At 65.0% G+C, this 14,319-nt stretch carries 12 protein-coding genes and 1 tRNA gene; 4 read left to right on the top strand and 9 right to left on the bottom strand.

Translation table 11 applies throughout. From position 1 onward, the window contains the following. Positions 1 to 93: 93 nt before the first annotated feature. Positions 94 to 2,658, bottom strand: a complete 2,565-nt coding sequence (locus C1A15_RS06245) for an ATP-dependent Clp protease ATP-binding subunit (protein ID WP_101721747.1) — start codon at positions 2,656 to 2,658, stop codon at positions 94 to 96. 734 nt (positions 2,659 to 3,392) lie between these two features. On the opposite strand from C1A15_RS06245, the gene C1A15_RS06240 reads away from it, so the two are divergent. Beyond that, entirely contained in the window at positions 3,393 to 4,349 is a 957-nt protein-coding gene (locus C1A15_RS06240) for a hypothetical protein (protein WP_101721746.1), read from the top strand. A gap of 357 nt (positions 4,350 to 4,706) precedes the next feature. Here the strand turns inward: C1A15_RS06240 and lysS are convergent, their stop codons facing one another. The 3 genes from lysS to tatA all read right to left on the bottom strand — a co-directional run bounded on the left by lysS (position 4,707) and on the right by tatA (position 7,647). Further along, a complete protein-coding gene (gene lysS / locus C1A15_RS06235; RefSeq protein WP_101721745.1) occupies positions 4,707 to 6,665 on the bottom strand; it encodes a lysine--tRNA ligase in 1,959 nt (652 codons plus the stop codon). Between the two features lie 114 nt (positions 6,666 to 6,779). Continuing rightward, positions 6,780 to 7,250 (bottom strand): transcription elongation factor GreA, encoded by a 471-nt coding sequence (gene greA, locus C1A15_RS06230; RefSeq protein ID WP_101721744.1) that lies wholly within the window; start codon positions 7,248 to 7,250, stop codon positions 6,780 to 6,782. A gap of 133 nt (positions 7,251 to 7,383) precedes the next feature. Continuing rightward, positions 7,384 to 7,647 carry a twin-arginine translocase TatA/TatE family subunit gene (gene tatA / locus C1A15_RS06225; protein ID WP_101721743.1) on the bottom strand — a complete coding sequence of 88 codons (264 nt, stop codon included), beginning with the start codon at positions 7,645 to 7,647 and terminating at the stop codon, positions 7,384 to 7,386. Positions 7,648 to 8,011: 364 nt separating this feature from the next. On the opposite strand from tatA, the gene C1A15_RS06220 reads away from it, so the two are divergent. After that, positions 8,012 to 8,088: transfer RNA gene (locus C1A15_RS06220), tRNA-Pro, on the top strand. A 499-nt stretch (positions 8,089 to 8,587) separates the two neighbouring features. On the opposite strand, the gene C1A15_RS06215 is transcribed toward C1A15_RS06220, so the two are convergent. Genes C1A15_RS06215 through C1A15_RS06200 form a run of 4 tightly spaced genes read right to left on the bottom strand, consistent with a single transcriptional unit; the run spans position 8,588 to position 11,590 of the window. Continuing rightward, positions 8,588 to 9,751 carry an ABC transporter permease gene (locus tag C1A15_RS06215; RefSeq protein WP_101721742.1) on the bottom strand — a complete coding sequence of 388 codons (1,164 nt, stop codon included), beginning with the start codon at positions 9,749 to 9,751 and terminating at the stop codon, positions 8,588 to 8,590. Then, positions 9,741 to 10,427 (bottom strand): ABC transporter ATP-binding protein, encoded by a 687-nt coding sequence (locus C1A15_RS06210; protein ID WP_101721741.1) that lies wholly within the window; start codon positions 10,425 to 10,427, stop codon positions 9,741 to 9,743. Before C1A15_RS06210 ends, C1A15_RS06215 begins: the two co-directional genes overlap by 11 nt. Before the next feature lie 14 nt (positions 10,428 to 10,441). Continuing rightward, the gene (locus C1A15_RS06205; protein WP_101721740.1) at positions 10,442 to 11,359 is read right to left on the bottom strand and encodes an efflux RND transporter periplasmic adaptor subunit; all 918 of its coding nucleotides are present in this window, start codon (positions 11,357 to 11,359) and stop codon (positions 10,442 to 10,444) included. A 30-nt stretch (positions 11,360 to 11,389) separates the two neighbouring features. Continuing rightward, positions 11,390 to 11,590, bottom strand: a complete 201-nt coding sequence (locus C1A15_RS06200; RefSeq protein ID WP_101721739.1) for a hypothetical protein — start codon at positions 11,588 to 11,590, stop codon at positions 11,390 to 11,392. Positions 11,591 to 11,779: 189 nt separating this feature from the next. Between C1A15_RS06200 and C1A15_RS06195 the strand changes: the two genes are divergently transcribed. Both C1A15_RS06195 and C1A15_RS06190 read left to right on the top strand, forming a co-directional pair. After that, positions 11,780 to 12,460: a response regulator transcription factor gene (locus C1A15_RS06195; protein ID WP_101721738.1), complete on the top strand. Its 681-nt coding sequence runs from the start codon at positions 11,780 to 11,782 to the stop codon at positions 12,458 to 12,460. Then, complete coding sequence (locus C1A15_RS06190; protein WP_101721737.1) at positions 12,453 to 13,808, top strand: sensor histidine kinase; 1,356 nt, start codon at positions 12,453 to 12,455, stop codon at positions 13,806 to 13,808. Before C1A15_RS06195 ends, C1A15_RS06190 begins: the two co-directional genes overlap by 8 nt. A gap of 46 nt (positions 13,809 to 13,854) precedes the next feature. On the opposite strand, the gene C1A15_RS06185 is transcribed toward C1A15_RS06190, so the two are convergent. After that, on the bottom strand, positions 13,855 to 14,280 hold the full coding sequence (locus tag C1A15_RS06185; RefSeq protein WP_101721736.1) for a PaaI family thioesterase: 426 nt from the start codon (positions 14,278 to 14,280) through the stop codon (positions 13,855 to 13,857). Between the last annotated feature and the right edge of the window lie 39 nt (positions 14,281 to 14,319).

The raw sequence follows: 14,319 nt of genomic DNA, 5'->3' as shown, positions 1-14,319 counted from the left end.
TATACGACAAATGTGAGCCCAGGACACAAGAAACCCCTGCTCCCCGGGCTTCGGATTCGAACCCAAGGAACAGGGGCGCTCTCAGAGGCGGGGCTAGTCGGCCGCGCCGCCGCTCACCGAGCCGCCGGAGCTCACGCCGGCATGGCCCAGATCGTAGTTCGTCAGCAAGAGCTCGGCTTCGCGCGCGATGCTGTCGCGCTTGCGCGGCGCCGGGATGGAGCCCGAGCCGGCGGTGAACACGAGCTCGCCGTCCACGGCATCGACGTCGATGACCGAGCCGCTCGTCCACTTCCCTTCCAGGATCTCCTCGGACAGCGGATCCTCCAGCAGACGCTGGATGGCGCGGCGCAGCGGGCGAGCGCCGAACGTGGCGTCGGTGCCCTCCTTGGCGACGAGCTTGCATGCCGCCTCGGTCAGGTTGATGGACATGTTCTGCTCGATCAAGCGCTCGCGCAAATCGGCCACCATGAGCTTGACGATCTCGGCGATCTGCTCGTCGTTCAGGGACTTGAACACGATGATCTCGTCGATGCGGTTCAGGAACTCAGGCCTGAACAGCTTCTTCATCTCGGCCATGACGCGGCTCTTGATCTCCTTGTCGGACAGCCCCGCGTGCTCCTCGGTGGAGAAGCCCAGCGTGGTGGGCTGCGCGATTTCGCGGGCGCCCACGTTCGAGGTCATGATGATGACCGCGTTGCGGAAGTCCACCGTGCGGCCCTGGGCGTCGGTCAAGCGGCCCTCCTCCAGGATCTGGAGCAGGATGTTGAACACGTCGGGGTGCGCCTTCTCGATCTCGTCGAACAGCACGACCGAGTAGGGGCGCTGGCGCACGGCCTTCGTCAGCTGGCCGCCCTCGTCGAAGCCCACGTAGCCCGGAGGCGAGCCCACGAGGCGCGACACCGAGTGCTTCTCCATGTACTCGGACATGTCGAAGGACAAGAGCGCGTCCTCGGAGTTGAACAGGAACTCGGCCAGCGCCTTCGACAGCTCCGTCTTGCCCACGCCCGAGGGGCCCAGGAAGATGAAGGAGCCGGCGGGACGACGCGGGTCCTTGAGGCCCGAGCGCGAACGGCGGATGGCCTTCGACAGCGCCGTGACGGCCTCTTCCTGGCCGATGACGCGCTCGTGCAGCACGCTTTCCATGCGCAACAGCTTCTCGGTCTCGGCCTCGGTGAGGTTCGACACGGGCACGCCCGTGGTCATGGACACCACGTCGGCGATGTCCTCGACGGTGACCTGGTGGACGGACTTCTGGGCGTCCTCCTCCCACTTCTTCTCGGCCTCGACGCGCTTGGCCTTGAGCGTCGACTCCTCGTCGCGCAGCTGGGCGGCGCGCTCGAAGTCCTGGGCGGCGATGGCGCCGTCCTTCTCGCCCCGGATCTTGCGCAGCTCCTCGTCGAGCTCGCGCAGCTCCTTGGGCAGGGTCATGTTACGGATGCGCATGCGCGCGCCCGCCTCGTCCAGCACGTCGATGGCCTTGTCGGGCAGGAAGCGGTCCTGGATGTAGCGGCTGGATAGCGCGACGGCGGCCTGCAGCGCCTCGTCGGTGAAATGCACCTGGTGATGCGCTTCGTAGCGGTCGCGCAGGCCCTCCATGATGCGCAGCGCCTGCTCCTCGTTCGGCTCGCCCACGGTGATGGGCTGGAAGCGGCGCTCGAGCGCGGAGTCCTTCTCGAGGTGCTTGCGGTACTCGTCGATGGTGGTGGCGCCCACCACCTGTATCTCGCCGCGGGACAGCGGCGGCTTCAGGATGGCGGCCGCGTCGATGGAGCCCTCGGCCGAGCCTGCGCCGATCAGCGTGTGGATCTCGTCGATGAACAGGATGATGTCGCCCGCGTCCTGCACCTCCTTGATGCACTTCTTCAGGCGCTCCTCGAACTCGCCGCGGTACTTGGAGCCCGCCACGAGCGCGCTCACGTCGAGCGTGAACAGGCGCTTGCCCCGCAGGATGTCGGGCACCTGGTTCGACACGATGAGCTGGGCCAGGCCCTCGGCCACGGCCGTCTTGCCCACGCCCGGCTCGCCGATGAGCAGCGGGTTGTTCTTCTGACGGCGCGAAAGCACCTGCATGACGCGCTCGATCTCGCCCGCGCGGCCGATGACCGGATCGAGCTTGCCGTCGCGCGCCTTCTGCGTAAGGTCGGTGCCGAACTCCTTCAGCACGCTGTCCGACGATCCGGCGTTCGGATCGAAGGGGTTGCGCCCGGCGTACACGGGGCTCTGCCCCACCAGGTCGTTGAGCGCGCCGCGCACGTCGTCGCCGGTCACGCCGAGGCGCGTGAGCACCTCGAGCGCGGTGCCGTCGCCCTCGCGCACGATGCCGAGCAGCAAATGCTCGGTTGAGATGTAGGATTGTCCCATCTGCATGGCCTCGCGCAGGCTGTTCTCCAGCACGCGCTTCACGCGCGGCGTGAACGACAGGTGGCCGGACACGTCGGTGTCCTCGTCGATGGCGACGACCTGGCGGATGGCCTGCACGACGGCGTCGTACTTCACGTTGAGGCGGTCGAGAGCCTGGGCGGCCAGACCGTCCTTCTCCTGTATGAGGCCGAGCAGGATGTGCTCGGTGCCCACGTAGGGCTGATGAAGCGATCGCGCCTCGTCTTGCGCCAGGACAAGCACCTTGCGCGCTTTGTCCGTGAATTTCTCAAATGACATGCTAGCCTCTATTCTCGCAGAGTCTATCGTATGGTTCCGTGCCATCTTAGCACTCTTGTATTGAGAGTGCCAATACCGCATATAGCCGCACACGCTCGCTCCACAAGCTGCGTCAGCGCAGCGACCGGTTCATCCTACCATGACACCCGCTCGCACACGGCCCTGCCGCCCGATGCCTCCAAACGTGCTCGCTTTCGACAAAGATTCGAAACGTGCGCGAGCGCAGAAGGGCGCACGGTTCGGGCGAGCGCATTCCCTATGCGCAGACGGGCGCACGGTTCGGGCGAGCGCTGCGCGCCGGGCGAGCGCTGCGCGCCGGGCGAGCGCTGCACGCCGAGCGAGCGCTGCGCGCCGCGCGACCGTTGACGGCAGGTTTTTACGGAAAACCGCCTTTGGACGGGGTCCTTCGAGAGCGGATTTTCCGACCCCTTTGGTGACGCTCAGCTGATCTGCGGCGATGCTGCAATAAGAATCCGGGGGCGAAGCCGCAAAGTCGCACGATGGCGGTTTTCCGTCAAAATCTGCCATCGCACGTCGCTGGCTTGACAAACGCCCATCCGCGTCGGGCATCTGGACAAAAGCCACGCGATTCCAGCGTGCTTCCAACGCCGTCCCAGCATGGCTCCAACGTCGTTCTAGCACGATCCCAACGCCGATCCAGCGCGAATTCCACGTGGATCCAACGCGCGAAAATCGTCTCTTTACCTGGCGTTATTCCATGTTACACTCTCGCCATGAAAACGGTCATCTCGCACATATCCGCTCTCGAATTCTGGCGTTCGGCATTGAGCGATTCCGGATCGGCGCGCGATCTATGCCGCCAGCGAGGGTTGCCAACCGTCGCACCGTCTTCCCGCGAAATGACCGATCATTGGCTTGTGCGGAACGGCATGCTGTCCACGCCCGTTCACGTCCTCGCGCTCGAAGATCGTCATCCCAACGCTTCGGTTGCGGTTCACAGCATGCGCACGCTCCCTGCTGGCTCGTTACGCAGGTTCACGCTTCCCGAACACGATGATCCTCTTTTTGTCACCTGCCCTGAACTGACGCTCGTCCATATGGCGCAGTTGTGGTGCTTTTCTCGGACAGTGCACCTCGGATACGAATTCTGCGGCACGTTCGCACCCGACGACAGCCAACCGTACGGAGTGAGGACCCGAATCCCCCTCACCACGCCGGAAAAGCTTGCCGCGTACTTTCGCAAGGCCGAAGGCGTTCGCGGGATAAAGACAGCCCGATCGCTCCTGCCTCACATCCTGAGAGGATCCGCTTCTCCACGCGAATCGACGCTCGCCGAGCTTTTGACGCTTCCTTACCTGCGCGGCGGCAGCAAAATCCGCCATCCGGCCATGAACGCCGTCATCCCCATCCCTCCGCGAAGTCGCTGGGCTACCGACCGCTCATCACTGCGCTGCGACCTGCTCTGGCCCGACAAGCACGTGGCCGTCGAATACGACAGCACGCTCTGCCACACCGGTGCGGAGCGCATTGCCGAAGACGCTTCTCGCAAGAACGCGCTGGAGACGCTCGGCTTCACCGTAGTGACCGCTACGTGGAAGCAGGTTTCCGACTTCCAGGAGTACAACCGCTTCGCCCGAACGGTGGCCAAGCATCTTGGAACGAGGATCAGGCCGTCCTGCACCGATTACTCCGCACGTCAGTTCGCCCTCCGCCGCGAGCTGCTCACGTGAGCGTTCTCTCGCCTCATTCCTCTATGGAAGCCAAGCGCAACCTCGTGGCGGGTTCTGACGGAAAACCGCGATCACTTTCCTGCTTCTGTCGCTAGACGACGAGAAGGCACTTCTCGACCAGGCGTTTTCCCATGGCATACGGGGAACGCTCCGCCAATCGTCCCACCTAAAGGCGGATATCCGTCATAAACTGCCACCAGACCGACGTTCGCGTGCACTAGACCACCTGGATCCGTCCAAACGCCAGAAAAGCATCGCCGAGAGCCGGCATTCGTCGATCAATGCAGAAAGCCGCCCAACGCTTGCGCGCGGGCGGCCATTTTCTGGAAACGCTTTCGTTGGACGCGGCGCTGTCGCCTAGTACAGCTTCGCGCCGGCAGGGATGCGCTCGTCCACCATCAGGAGGTTGAGGCGCTCCTCGGGCTGGCCGTCCTCGCCCGGCTCCTCGTGGATGGCCGACAGCAGCATGCCGCACGATTCGACGCCCATCATCTTGCGCGGCGGCAGGTTGGTGATGGCGATGAGCGTGCGACCCACCAGCTCCTCCGGCTCGTAGTAGGCGTGGATGCCGGACAGGATGACGCGCTCGGCGCCCGTGCCGTCGTCGAGCGTGAACTGCAGCAGCTTCTTGCTCTTGGGAACGGCCACGCACTCCTTCACCTTCACGGCGCGGAAGTCCGATTTGCTGAACGTGTCGAAATCGACCTCGTCGGCGAACAGCGGCTCGACGACCACCTTCGAGAAGTCGATGGGGGCGGCCGCAGAGGCCTCCGCAGCAGCGACCGGCGCTGCGGCGCGCGGACGCCCGCCGGCCGGAGCCTCGTCTCTCATGTGGGGGAACAGCAGCACGTCGCGGATGGACGGGGCGTCGGTAAGCAGCATGACCAGGCGGTCGATGCCGATGCCGCAGCCGCCCGCCGGGGGCATGCCGTACTCGAGCGCGCGCACGTAGTCGTCGTCGTAGCCCATGGCCTCGTCGTCGCCGAGGTCCTTCGCCTCCACCTGCGCGCGGAAGCGCTCGGCCTGATCGACCGGGTCGTTCAGCTCGCCGAAGGCGTTGGCGTACTCGTGGCCGCAGATGAACAGCTCGAAGCGCTCGGTGAGGTTCGGGTCGCCGGCCTTCTTCTTGGCCAGCGGCGACACCTCGATCGGATGCTCCGTCACGAACGTCGGCTGGATGAGCTTCTCCTCGGCAACCGCCTCGAAGATCTCGCAGATGAGCTTGCCCTTGCCCCATGCGTCCTCGGCATGGCCGCCGTTGCGCTCGAGGATGGCAACCAACTCGTCGCGGGTGCGCGCGAAGCTCACGTCCTCGCCCGCGCCCTCGCTGGCCAGCTCGATCATGGTCGCGCGGCGCCACGAGCCGCTCAGGTCGATCTTCTCGCCCTGGTACTCGACCTGGAGCGTGCCGCAGGAAGCCTGCGCGGCTGCCTGGACGACGCCCTGCGTGAGCTCCATCATGCCCTCGAGGTCGCTGAACGCCTGGTAGAACTCCATCGTGGTGAACTCGGGATTGTGATAGGGGTCCATGCCCTCGTTGCGGAACTGACGCCCGATCTCGAACACCTTCTCGAAGCCGCCCACCAGCAGGCGCTTGAGGTGCAGCTCGGTTGCGATGCGCAGGTAGAAGTCCTTGTCGAGCGCGTTGTGGTGCGTGACGAAGGGACGCGCGTTCGCGCCGCCGAGGATGGGATGCAGGATGGGCGTCTCAACCTCGTAGTAGCCGTGATCCTCCATGTAGCGGCGGATGGCGGAGACCACCTTGAAGCGCTTCTCGAACGTGTCGCGCACCTCGCGGTTCATGACGAGGTCGACGTAGCGCTGGCGGTAGCGCGTCTCCTTGTCGGCCAGGCCGTGGAACTTCTCGGGCAGGGGGCGCAGGCTCTTGGACAGCAGCTCGAACGATGCCACGGACACGGACAGCTGCCCGCGCTTCGTGCGCATCATCGTGCCCTCGACGCCGATCCAGTCGCCCACGTCGAGGTCCTTGAGCTCGGCAAACGCTTCCTCGCCCAGCGCGTTGATGCGGCAGAACAGCTGCATGTCGCCCGTCGAGTCGCGCAGCTCGAGGAAGGCGAGCTTGCCCTGGTCGCGCTTCGCCATGACGCGGCCCGCAACCTTCACCTCGTCCTCGGTGGACGCGCCGTCCTCGAGGTCGGCGTAGCGCTCGACCAGGTCGGCCAGGTGGTGCGAGTACGCGAACGCGTGGCCGTACGGGTCCTTGCCCGCCGCCATGAGCGCCTCGCGCTTGGCGCGGCGCACCGCGATGGGGTCGTCTTCGATGATCTGCTCGGTGGTGTCGATGGTGTCGCTCATTGGTTGTCCTCGAAATCACAGGTTGGCGTAGTAAGTCAAGGAAGGCCGAGGCGCGGAGCCCCGGCCTCCTGAAGCGTCGGTGAAGCGTGCCGGCGAGAGCCAGCCACCCGCCGCCTAGTGCTCCAGCTTCAGGATGGTCATGGTGATCTGGCGGCCGGTCGGGCCCGTGGTCTCCACCACGTCGCCCTTCTTGTGGCCCAGCAGCACCGATCCCACCGGGGACTCGTTGGAGATCTTGCCGGCGGCGGCATCGCTCTCCGCGCCGCCCACGATGGTGAACACGCGCTCGCGGCCGCCCATGTCGACGGTCACGGTCGAGCCGATGTGCACGCTGTTCGAGCGCTTCGGGGCGTTGACCACCGTCGCCTCGGACAGGATGCGGCTGATCTCGGCGATGCGCGCCTCCATCATGCCCTGCTCGTTCTTAGCGTCGTCGTACTCGGAGTTCTCCGAGATGTCGCCGAACTCGCGCGCCACCTTGATGCGCTCGCCGATTTCGGCGCGCTTCTCGGTTTCGAGGAAGTGAAGCTCCTCCTCGAGCTTGTCCTTGCCTTCTTGCGTGAGGATGAAGTTGCTGTCTGCCATGAATGCTCACCTGTCCAATTACAAAAACATGCACGCTCGTCGTCAAGCGTGCTTACCGATACCTGATATGAAAAAAGCGGTATGTGCAGGGCGCCGAGCGTCTACACATACCGCGAACCAGACGAATGAGAATCTACTCGGCTTTTTTCTTAGCCGCGGTCGTCGTCTTCTTGGCCGTGGTCGTCTTCTTGACGGGCTCCTCGACCTCTTCGATCACTTCTTCCTCGTCATCGGCTTCTTCGATGTTCTTATCGCCGCCGCCCATGCCTTCGCGAAGATTCTTGACGGTCTTGCCGATGGCGCCACCGAGCTTCGGGAGGTTCTTCGGCCCGAAGATGAGCAGGATTACCGCGAGAATGATGAGAAGCTCAGGCATTCCCATTCCCAGGATTTTCATACGTTCCTCCAAGTTGCTCGTGCGAAGCGCGCCTCTCGCAGCCTCGCCCACCCCAGCGCTGCCAGGGTAACATGCCTATGCAAAAAAGGGATGTTTCCCCATCCCCTTTAGCAACCAAACAACTGCTTTCGCAGCGACGGTTATGATAGCACAATGTTACAAAAGGTAAAAGAAAATGAGGTGATAAATCCCTTTCCATGGCATCTCCACCGATAGGCCTTTCACGGCATAGCCCGACAGGCTGGCGGGCTATGCAATCATGCTCCGCATCGGAAAAACCGACGAATGAGAAAATGTCGGGGTAATTTCTTTTGCTTTTCAATTCGTTGTGCTATCATATCCGTCGCTGCTTGAAGCAGCACATCGGGTTGTGGCTCAGCTTGGTAGAGCGCTGCGTTCGGGACGCAGAGGCCGCAGGTTCAAATCCTGTCAACCCGACCAGGAAAAACAAGGCCAGCGATTCGCTGGCCTTTTTCGTTGCCCTCGTCGCTCGAAGGCCCCTCGTGCGTCACGCACGACAATGCGCTGGGGCACGCCCTTCCGTTCCCCAGCTCGGCTTAACACCTTCGAAGCGACCCCTGGAAGATCGTACTGCGTACGACCTCTGGAAGATCGTACTGCGTCCTTTTCTTGGAATACGGTAATAAAATCGAGAGAAGTTTTCGATATTTTACCGTAATGAGCGGGCGGGGGCCGAAATCGTTCCCGAAGGTGCGGAAACCGGTCGATTCCGGCTCGAAAACCGGCCATCAGGCGGTCGAAATACGGATTTCGGACAGGAAACCCCACGAGCCGGTAATATATCGTAGAAAAATTCCGAATTCATTACCGTATTGCAATCGGTCTTGAGCTCGTGGCGGAAAGCGACGAATTCGTCGCTGCTTTCCGCCACGAGCGAGCATTCCCATGAAGCCGAGACCGCATCGAGCCGATGCGGGCTCTACTCCGAGCGCAGAGCCTCGATGGGGTTCTTGGCGGAGGCGCGGTAGGCGGGGAAGATGCCGAAGACGAGGCCGATGGCCGTGCTGGCCGCCACCGCGATCCCAACCACGTCCCACGACGCGACGAACGCGAGCCCCACCGTGGTGGCGAGCAGCCCGAGCGCGAGGCCGGCAGCGATGCCGATCGCACCGCCCACCACGCTGATCATGAGCGCCTCCAGCAAAAACTGCGCGAGGATGTCCGAACGACGGGCGCCGAGGGCCTTCTTGATGCCGATCTCGCGCGTGCGCTCGGTCACCGACACCAGCATCACGTTCATCACGCCGATGCCCGCCACCACGAGCGATATGCCCGCGATGCCCGCCAGCAGCAGCGTCATCGTGTCGTCGATCTCGTTGCCGGCGCGCAGCATCTCGTCCTGCGAGACGATGTCGAACTTCCCAGGCGCGATGCCCGCCTCGTTCGCGAGGTGAGCGCCGAGGGCGCTCTTGGCCGCGTCGATGGCGTCGCTGCCGCGGGCCTTCGCGTAGAACGACTCGATGGCGGCGCCCTCCCCCATCCCCACCGCCGTGGAGAACGGGACGAGGACCACGTTGCCCGTGGCAAGGCCCATCGACTGGCCCTGGTTCTCCAGCACGCCCACGACGGAGAACTCGTCGCCGTCGAGCTTGACCGTGCGACCCACCGCGTCGGCCGGGGAGCCGAACAGCTCGGTCGCCACGTCGGCGCCGAGCACGATCACCTTGCTGCGGTTCTCGCGATCGACCGCGTTGAGGTTGCGGCCCGCCTGGAGCTTGAGGTTGCGCACGTGCAGGTAGTGCTCGTCGGTGGCCTCGATGAACGCCTTCTTGGACACGGTCGACCCCGCCGACAGCTTCTTCATCAGAGGTTTCGCAGGCGCTACGCCGTCGACGGCTTCGAGGTTCGCCATGCCGGCCAGATCGTCGTAGCCCAGCTCGCCGTCGTAGAGGTACGCCGACAGCGCGTCGCCACCGAGGGCCTTCATCTTCTCGCTCACCTGCTGGCTCGATCCGTCGCCGATGCCCACGAGGATGATGACCGACGCGATGCCGATGACGAGGCCCAGCATGGTGAGAACCGTGCGCAGCCCGTTGCGGAACACAGCGCGCACCGCCGTGCGCGTCAGCTGGCTATACCGCATGGCGCCCCCTCTCCATCTCTTGTATCAGCCCGTCGGCGATGCGCACGACGCGCTGCGCCCCGTCGGCGAGGTCCTGGTTGTGCGTGATGAGGATGACCGTTTGGCCCTCCGCATGCAGGCGTCCGAACAGCTCCATGATCTCCGCGCCGGTGCGCGAGTCGAGCGCGCCGGTGGGCTCGTCGGCCAGGATGATCTCCGGCTTGCACACGAGCGCGCGGGCGATGGCCACGCGCTGCTGCTGGCCGCCGGACAGCTGGTTGGGCAGATGGTGCTCGCGTCCCTCGAGGCCCACCTGGGCGAGCAGCTGGCGCGCGCGGGCATCGGCCGCTTTCGCACGCATGCCCGCGTAGCTCAGCGGCAGCTTCACGTTCTCGAGGGCGGTCAGCTTGCCCAGCAGGTTGAAGCTCTGGAACACGAAGCCGATCTTCTCGTTGCGGATGGCGGCCAGACGGCGGTCGGACAGCGCGCCCACGTCGATGCCGTCGAGCAGGTAGCGGCCCTTGTCGGGCACGTCGAGCAGCCCGAGGATGTTCATGAGCGTGGACTTGCCCGACCCGGACGGCCCCACGATGGCGAGGAAATCGCCGCGGTCGATGGCGAGGTTGACCCGATCGAGGGCGCGGATGGCCTCGCCGCCCAGCTCGTACGTCTTCGCGACGTGCTTCAAGCGAATCATTCGCGACCTCCCGTTTAGGCCGAAGGGGCCGTGGACATGATGGCCACGTCGCCCATGTCAGCGCCGCCGAGAGAGCCCGCCTCGCTGAGCACCACGTTGTCGCCCTCGTGCAGGTCTTCGCCCGACACTTCGACGACGGCGCCGTCGGTGATGCCGGCCGTGACGGGCACCATGCGCCGCTCGCCGGTTTCGGCGTCGTACACCTCGACGTGCTTGTTCTCGCCGGCACCGTTCACGGCGCTCACCGGCACCGTCAGCACGTCGGACGCCTCGTCGACGGTGATGGACAGGTTGGCGGACATGCCCAGCTTGATGCTGCCGTCGTTGGGCACCTCCACGGTGATGGCGAATTTGGAGCCGGTCGCCCCGTACGTGCCCACCTCGTTGATGTTCGAGATGACGCCTTCGTACGCGCGCCCCTCGTCGGCGCCGAGCTTCACCGACACCCCCTGCCCTTCGGCGAGCGCCGCCAGGTCGGTCTCGGGCACCGGCAGCACGATATTCACCCTGTCGATGCGCTGCACCTCGATGAAGTGGTCGTCTTTCGTCACGGCGCCCTTGTTCTTCTCGGGCAGGGCGTAGTCGGTGACCACGAGGTCGTACGGGGCGACCCATGTCTCGCCGTTCGCGAACGTCACGAGCTTCTCGCCGGCCGCGATGCGCTTGTTGAGCGGCGCGTCGAACGACTCGAGCCAATGCCAGCTGTCGGCCGGCTTCAGCTTCTCGGTAGCGAGCGGCTTCACCTCGCCCACGCCCGAGACGGTCTGGCGCACCGACCCGCGCGTCACGGGCGCAGTGAGCGGCGGTGCCTCCTGCGGCTCTCCCGCGACGGCGCTCTTGATCTCGTCGCCGTACGCGAGCAAGACGGCCAGGCCGCCTGCCAGGGCGAGCAGCAGCACGACAACGAGGGACTTTCCTACGATACTCTTCATGATAGGCGCTCTCTTTCGCTCGCGGGACGGCTATGCCTCGTCGGACGAGGCCGAGGGCGCTTCCGAGAAGGTGATGTCCTCCATCGCGCCTTCGGGAATAGGCTTGCCGGACGACGTGGTGGGCTGCCCCATCTCGGCCGGGGCGAAGGTTTTGACCGCCAGCAGCCCGCCCAACACCACGATCACGGCAACCAGCACGCCCACGATGATCTTGAATCCCTTCGACTTCATAGTCTGCTCCTCACTGCGCACCACGCGCTTCGCTTCGCTTGCTTGACGGCGGCCAGTCTAGCGAAAGGCGCCTTAAAACTTCCTGAAACGAAAAGGACGAAGGACAGGCGAGGCATGCGACCCGCGCAAGAAGCGGCGAGGCCCTCCTGTTTCAGGCTCCGTTAAGGTTGCTCGTGCTAGAATGGCCGCATGAAACTGCTGATCGTGGAGGACGACCGTCTCCTCTCAAACGCCATAGCCCGCAGCTTGCAGGGAGCCTACGCCGTCGACCAGGCCTTCGATGGCGAGGAAGGCCTGTTCTATGCCGCGCAGGACGTGTACGACCTCGTCGTGCTCGACGTGATGCTGCCCGAGCGCGACGGCTTCTCGGTGCTCGAGGAGCTGAGAGCGCGCAGGGTTCTCACGCCCGTGCTCATGCTGACGGCGAAGGGCACCACGGCCGACAAGCTGCGCGGTCTGCGCTCGGGCGCCGACGACTACCTCACGAAGCCGTTCGATCGGGACGAGCTGCTCGCGCGCATCGAGGCCATCCTGCGGCGCGCTACGGGACGCGCCGACGTGACCACCATCTCGTTCAAGGGCCTCGTGCTGCACACGCAGACCAAGCAAGCCGCCATCGACGGGCGGCCGTTGGAGCTCAAGGGCAAGCAGTACGACGTCCTCGAGTACCTCGTCAGCCATGAGGGCAGCCTCATCTCGAAGGATCGCCTGTTCGACAAGATCTGGGGATTTCTGTCCGACACGTCGTCGAACGTCGTGGAAGTGTACGTGAGCGCGCTGCGCAAGGCGCTGGCGCCTTCTGGATACGATCGCTACATCAAGACCATCCGCGGAGCCGGCTACTTGTTCGCCGAGGAGGATCATGACTGAGCGCACGCCGATCCGCCGCGAGCTGTTCAAGCAGACGGGCCTGCTGTTCTTCGTGTTCGCGCTGCTGTTCGCGCTGCTGGGCGCAGGCATCTACTCCATGGTGAGCGCGAACATCTTCCGTTCGGCCGACGAGAACCTGAGATCCATCGGAACGGATGCGGACCTGATCACGTTCGACCAGGCGACGACCGGAACCGAGTCCGCGACCCCGCGTGCGAACACCGTCGACGACGCCGACGCAGACGACGCCGCTGCTGACGAGGCGGCCGCCGAGCTCTCCTACTCCATCCAGCAGGGCATCGTCGACGCCGACCCGCAGTTCATCACGCTCGTGCGCGACGCGCAGGGAGCCCTGCTCGACACGGTGGGCCTCTACGCCATCTACCCCGCCTACCTGAACGATGTTCCGTTCGACGCCGGCGACCTCGACCGCATCTACCAGGTGTCGGCGGGCGGTCACGTGTACCGCGGCATCACGTACGACCTGTCCAGCGACGGCACGATCGCGTATATGCAGGTGCTCGTCAACGTGGATTCCGAACTGTCCATCCTCGACGGGTTCACGCGCACGCTCGTCCTGTACCTCGCCGCCGCGGTGGTCGTGTCGGCTGCGGCCAGCTACCTGCTGTCGCGACGCACGCTCAAGCCCATCGTGGAGAACTGGCGCGCGCAGACGGAATTCGTGCAGAACGCCTCGCACGAGCTGCGCACGCCGCTCGCCGTGATACAGACCACGGGCGAGCTGCTGCTCGACAGCCCGCAAAGCCGCATCGTGGACCGGTTCGAGGATGTGAGCGCCATCACCTCGGAAACAAAGCGGCTCGCACGGCTCGTGGACGACCTCATGGAGCTGTCGCTCGACGACGCCGGGCGCACGACGCTCGCAATCGGCACGGTCGACGTCGACGCGCTCGTGTGCGACGTGGCCGCCGCCTACGACGACTTCGCCTCGCTGCAGGGCAAGAGCCTCGCCGTGAACGCCGGGTTCGGTGAATCCGTCGAGGCCGACGGCGACAAGCTGCGGCAGCTGCTGGCCATCGTGCTGGACAACGCGCTCAAGTACACCGCCCCCGGCGACGAGATCGTCGTGAGCGCGCATGCGTCGGGACCGAAGTGCGTCATCGAAGTGGCAGACACGGGCTGCGGCATCGAGCCGGGTGACCGCGAGCGCGTCTTCGAGCGGTTCTACCGCGCCGACAAGGCCCGCTCGCGCGAGACAGGAGGCCACGGCCTGGGGCTGTCGCTCGCGCGCGCCATCGTCGAGGCGCACGGCGGCACCATCGCGCTCTCCGCCAACGACCCGCGCGGCACCGTGGCAACCATCGTGTTGCCTCGATCGGCCGCGTAGCTCGCCGAATGGATGTCCCAAACGGGGACAGTCCCCGTTTGGGACATTACCCCTGCGCGCGCTCGCGCTCTTTCTGGGCGAGGCGGTCGAGCGACACGATCTTCGTCATGATGACGCCGTCGGACACCACGTCGCCCGCGTCGTCGTACGCCGCAACGTTCCAGTACTGCTTGACGGCCCCCGTGCGCTCCGAAACCTCCTCGCGGTCGAGCTCGGCCACGCCGCGCAGCGTGCCCTCCTTGCCGCTCTTGCGATGGCGCACCTGCACGTCGATGCCGAACGGGCGCTCCTTGTCGAAGTCGGTGTTCTGCTCGGTGCCGATGCTGGCCACCGTCTCCAACAGCGCGATGGTCGCGCCGCCGTGCAGGTAGCCGTGAGGCTGGAACACCTCGGGCGTGATGGGCATGACCGCCTCGACGCGGCGCTTGTCGGCGGAAACGGTTTCGATATGCAGCGTGTCGGTCAACGCCATGAATGCCTCCTTCGCGAAGCCGCCGCGTCGCGGCGGCCG

The sequence above is a fragment of the Eggerthella timonensis genome, assembly GCF_900184265.1.
Taxonomy (GTDB): domain Bacteria; phylum Actinomycetota; class Coriobacteriia; order Coriobacteriales; family Eggerthellaceae; genus Eggerthella; species Eggerthella timonensis.
Note: the sequence above shows the minus strand (reverse complement) of the source record. Positions and strands in the feature narration are given on the sequence as shown.

What these genes read in the sequence shown, in the direction of transcription:
- C1A15_RS06245 (WP_101721747.1), bottom strand. Translation starts at nt 2,658, where the DNA reads ATGTCATTTGAGAAATTCACGGACAAAGCGCGCAAGGTGCTTGTCCTG.
- C1A15_RS06240 (WP_101721746.1), top strand. Translation starts at nt 3,393, where the DNA reads ATGAAAACGGTCATCTCGCACATATCCGCTCTCGAATTCTGGCGTTCG.
- lysS (WP_101721745.1), bottom strand. Translation starts at nt 6,665, where the DNA reads ATGAGCGACACCATCGACACCACCGAGCAGATCATCGAAGACGACCCC.
- greA (WP_101721744.1), bottom strand. Translation starts at nt 7,250, where the DNA reads ATGGCAGACAGCAACTTCATCCTCACGCAAGAAGGCAAGGACAAGCTC.
- tatA (WP_101721743.1), bottom strand. Translation starts at nt 7,647, where the DNA reads ATGAAAATCCTGGGAATGGGAATGCCTGAGCTTCTCATCATTCTCGCG.
- C1A15_RS06215 (WP_101721742.1), bottom strand. Translation starts at nt 9,751, where the DNA reads ATGCGGTATAGCCAGCTGACGCGCACGGCGGTGCGCGCTGTGTTCCGC.
- C1A15_RS06210 (WP_101721741.1), bottom strand. Translation starts at nt 10,427, where the DNA reads ATGATTCGCTTGAAGCACGTCGCGAAGACGTACGAGCTGGGCGGCGAG.
- C1A15_RS06205 (WP_101721740.1), bottom strand. Translation starts at nt 11,359, where the DNA reads ATGAAGAGTATCGTAGGAAAGTCCCTCGTTGTCGTGCTGCTGCTCGCC.
- C1A15_RS06200 (WP_101721739.1), bottom strand. Translation starts at nt 11,590, where the DNA reads ATGAAGTCGAAGGGATTCAAGATCATCGTGGGCGTGCTGGTTGCCGTG.
- C1A15_RS06195 (WP_101721738.1), top strand. Translation starts at nt 11,780, where the DNA reads ATGAAACTGCTGATCGTGGAGGACGACCGTCTCCTCTCAAACGCCATA.
- C1A15_RS06190 (WP_101721737.1), top strand. Translation starts at nt 12,453, where the DNA reads ATGACTGAGCGCACGCCGATCCGCCGCGAGCTGTTCAAGCAGACGGGC.
- C1A15_RS06185 (WP_101721736.1), bottom strand. Translation starts at nt 14,280, where the DNA reads ATGGCGTTGACCGACACGCTGCATATCGAAACCGTTTCCGCCGACAAG.